The organism is Pseudanabaena cinerea FACHB-1277, assembly GCF_014696345.1.
In the GTDB taxonomy this organism is placed as follows: Bacteria; Cyanobacteriota; Cyanobacteriia; order Pseudanabaenales; family Pseudanabaenaceae; genus Pseudanabaena; species Pseudanabaena cinerea.
On record NZ_JACJPY010000163.1, the window covers coordinates 1 to 2,986 of the forward strand.

The 2,986-nt window shown below is 36.8% G+C and carries 4 protein-coding genes; 2 read left to right on the forward strand and 2 right to left on the reverse strand.

The annotated features are described in order from the left end of the window. Together H6F44_RS22435 and H6F44_RS22440 are read left to right on the forward strand one after the other, a co-directional pair. Positions 1–1,317, forward strand: a 1,317-nt coding sequence (locus H6F44_RS22435; RefSeq protein ID WP_206754487.1) for an AAA family ATPase, incomplete at its 5' end; no start/stop codon positions are given. A gap of 81 nt (positions 1,318–1,398) precedes the next feature. Then, positions 1,399–2,043 carry a hypothetical protein gene (locus tag H6F44_RS22440; RefSeq protein ID WP_190353304.1) on the forward strand — a complete coding sequence of 215 codons (645 nt, stop codon included), beginning with the start codon at positions 1,399–1,401 and terminating at the stop codon, positions 2,041–2,043. 47 nt (positions 2,044–2,090) lie between these two features. On the opposite strand, the gene H6F44_RS22445 is transcribed toward H6F44_RS22440, so the two are convergent. Next, the gene (locus H6F44_RS22445; RefSeq protein WP_190353305.1) at positions 2,091–2,678 is read right to left on the reverse strand and encodes a GNAT family N-acetyltransferase; all 588 of its coding nucleotides are present in this window, start codon (positions 2,676–2,678) and stop codon (positions 2,091–2,093) included. Further along, the gene (locus H6F44_RS22450; RefSeq protein ID WP_190353306.1) at positions 2,662–2,829 is read right to left on the reverse strand and encodes a hypothetical protein; all 168 of its coding nucleotides are present in this window, start codon (positions 2,827–2,829) and stop codon (positions 2,662–2,664) included. Before H6F44_RS22450 ends, H6F44_RS22445 begins: the two co-directional genes overlap by 17 nt. Positions 2,830–2,986 lie beyond the last annotated feature (157 nt).

A 2,986-nucleotide genomic window follows, 5' to 3' on the forward strand; every position in this document is an offset into this window, starting at 1 on the left:
GAATGCTGCTGGTTTATGGAACTTCTATTTAGATTCTGCTTAAAAATGGATGGAAAAAGTAAAACCCTTTCTGTACTTTACTTTTATTTCCCAACAGGTCTATTAATGATATTGTGTTCAACTTTTTGCAGACAAAAAATGATAATTAAACGAATAAAAATTTACAATTTTAAATCTCTAGTCAACTTTGAAATGCCCCTAGCTAAGTTCAACTGTTTAGTTGGGCTTAATGGTTCGGGTAAATCCACAGTATTACAATTCTTTGATTTTTTGTCGCAACAACTTAGAGGTGACATAAAAGGCTGGTTAAGCAAAAGGAAGTGGAGTGCCTCTGATATTAAGTCAAAACTAGCATCGAAAAAGAAAAATATTGATTTTGAAGTTTTACTTACTCATTCTCAAGGATTTGAAATTAAATGGACTGCAAGCTTTAATACCATAACGTTACGCTGTACCTTTGAACGTGTAGATTGGAATAACAATTTGATTTTGAGAGTAGAGAATGGAAAATATTATATTTGGTCATTAGATGAAAAAGAAAGAGAGAATACGCCTAAATTGTCTGGAGTTATTCCATTCGATTATCAAGGATCTCTGATTTCCCAGGTTAAGGAAAATCAATTAACAGAAGAAATAATTGAGTTTAAAAAGTTTTTTGAAGGCTTACATACTTTGGATCTTCTATCTCCTGAATTATTGAGACAACGTACAAAAGAATCAAAAAAAGATTTAGGATTAGGTGGTGAATATCTTTCAGCATTTCTATATGATCTGGCAAGAGAGGAAAGAGTTGTCATTCTAGATAAACTCTCTAAAATTTATCCAAATCTTAAACAGTTTGATATAACCACTATACATTCTGGCTGGAAGCAACTTATGGTTGAAGAACAGTTTGGGAATATTGCATTAAAAACAGAGGCTAGACATATAGCTGATGGAATTCTTCGGATGTTGGCTGTTTTTGCTCAATTATCTAAAGAGACTAAGGATCAAAGTTTTTTATTACTTGATGAAATAGAAAATGGTATTAATCCAGAACTAATTGAATTTCTTGTAGATAGCTTAGTTGAAGCTTCTCCACAGGTGCTTGTGACTACGCATAGTCCAATGGTTTTGAATTACCTTGAAGATAGTACTGCTATTGACGGTGTAATTTATTTATATAAAGAACAAAATGGCGCTACACAAGCTATTCGTCTTTTTGATATTCCTTCTATGCGTAAAAAACTAACTGTTATGGGACCAGGTGAAGTTTATGAAGATACCCTTTTAACACAACTTGGCGAAGAAATTATGACGTTAAAAAAGCAAAAATAGGAGGGGATATTTACGATATCTTTATTATTAAGTGGTGAAGGTGCAAGTGATATAGGCACACAAACTGACGAAATTGGACCAATGACAAAATTTGTTGATAATTGGATTGAGCGCCGAATTAATTACTCATTTGTTGAATTAGGGCAAGAGCATTATACGATTATTTCGGAAGCCCAAATAGTTGTAGTGGCTAAGGATATGAAGCCTCGTTCAAGAAAAGGAAAAAAGCAGTTGATTGAAACTCGTTTCTTTTACAACAATGCGAGAGCCTTAGCCAAAATAGCTAAATTAGAAGGCAGTAGGCGTGGTGTACAAGTAATACCCATTCTTTTTAGAGATGCTGATGACCCTTCGCCTAACGGTGAGTGGGCAAACAAACGGAAATCTATGCTAGATGGCTTTGAAATCGAAGAAGTTGTAAATGGTGTGCCAATGATTCCAAAGCCGACTTCCGAAGCTTGGATTTTATGCGCCCTGCGTGAAAATTATCAAAACTGTGAGAAGCTTGAAAATGAGAAAAGTAGTCCTGACTCAAAAAATCTATTAAAAGATCAGCTAGAGCAGCATCTTGGTGAACAAGGGACAAGATCTATTCTTAATGACAAAATTGATTGTGGAGAGCTAGATATTAACAAGATCGTAGATATGCCTAGTCTAAATGTTTTCAAGGAGAGACTAGATGAGGTTTTAGACAATTTAGGAGTGCAAAGAGTCCAGTATAGATAACTGAGAGTGCGATCGCCACTCCACAGAAATCAAACCAGCGATCGCCCCTAAATTTGGATACTCAGGGCATCCAATAAAGGTTTGAGATCAAGATACATGGTGCGATAGGGAACGGATGGTGGTAAAGATTCTTCTGCATCGACAAATTGGAAACCAAATTTTTTGTAAAATCCAGATGCGTCATAGGCAGGAGTTGTGTCTGAATCATAGAGAGCATCTACAGTTATAAAGCGAACGCCTACATGAGGTGCAATATTCTCAGCAATATATTCGACTGCCCATTCTAGTAATCGCCGACCTGCTCCTTTAGCTCTGCGATCAACGGCTAATAGCCCGATTTTGATTGCTGGGAATGTCTGATACTGCACTCCTTCATCAATTAAAATTGGCTCGTCAACTTCGAGTTTGTCGGTAAGTAACGTAATGTAGCCCGCTAAGTCATCTTCACAGCGCAAAATCCAACAATGACTAATTCGAGCATTTACTTCACGCTGAATTCTCCCTTTTCTCCAATAGGTGGCAAATTCACCCCTTATACATCGGAAACCTTGCCCTGTAACGTTGAGGTCAGGGGTTAGATGTTCGATTGGTAAATTTGAGAAGTCAACATCAGAAAATTTACTGTTTGGCGGCATCAATTCTTTCTTGACGACGAGCCATGATGCGTTTCACTAAAGCTAGAGCAGACTCATTCGCAACAAACCCGCCGCTTTTAATAGCCTCTGCTAGTTTTTTTGCGGCACTGCCAGTCACGGGTTTAGAAACTGTATGGAGTGGGTATTTCATAATTATGTTGTATGAATCTACACTTTTTATTCTAACAAAATCTGACTACATTTCAGCTGACGGGGCGACAAAAGATATGGGAAGTATGAGTAGATGGGGATTTGAGGATTTAAGATAAAAAAGATAGGTCAAGTCATAGTAAGTATGACCTATCTAG

Bases quoted from the DNA above. Each gene is read 5' to 3' on its own strand.
- H6F44_RS22440 (WP_190353304.1), top strand. From the start codon at position 1,399: ATGACAAAATTTGTTGATAATTGGATTGAGCGCCGAATTAATTACTCA.
- H6F44_RS22445 (WP_190353305.1), bottom strand. From the start codon at position 2,678: ATGCCGCCAAACAGTAAATTTTCTGATGTTGACTTCTCAAATTTACCA.
- H6F44_RS22450 (WP_190353306.1), bottom strand. From the start codon at position 2,829: ATGAAATACCCACTCCATACAGTTTCTAAACCCGTGACTGGCAGTGCC.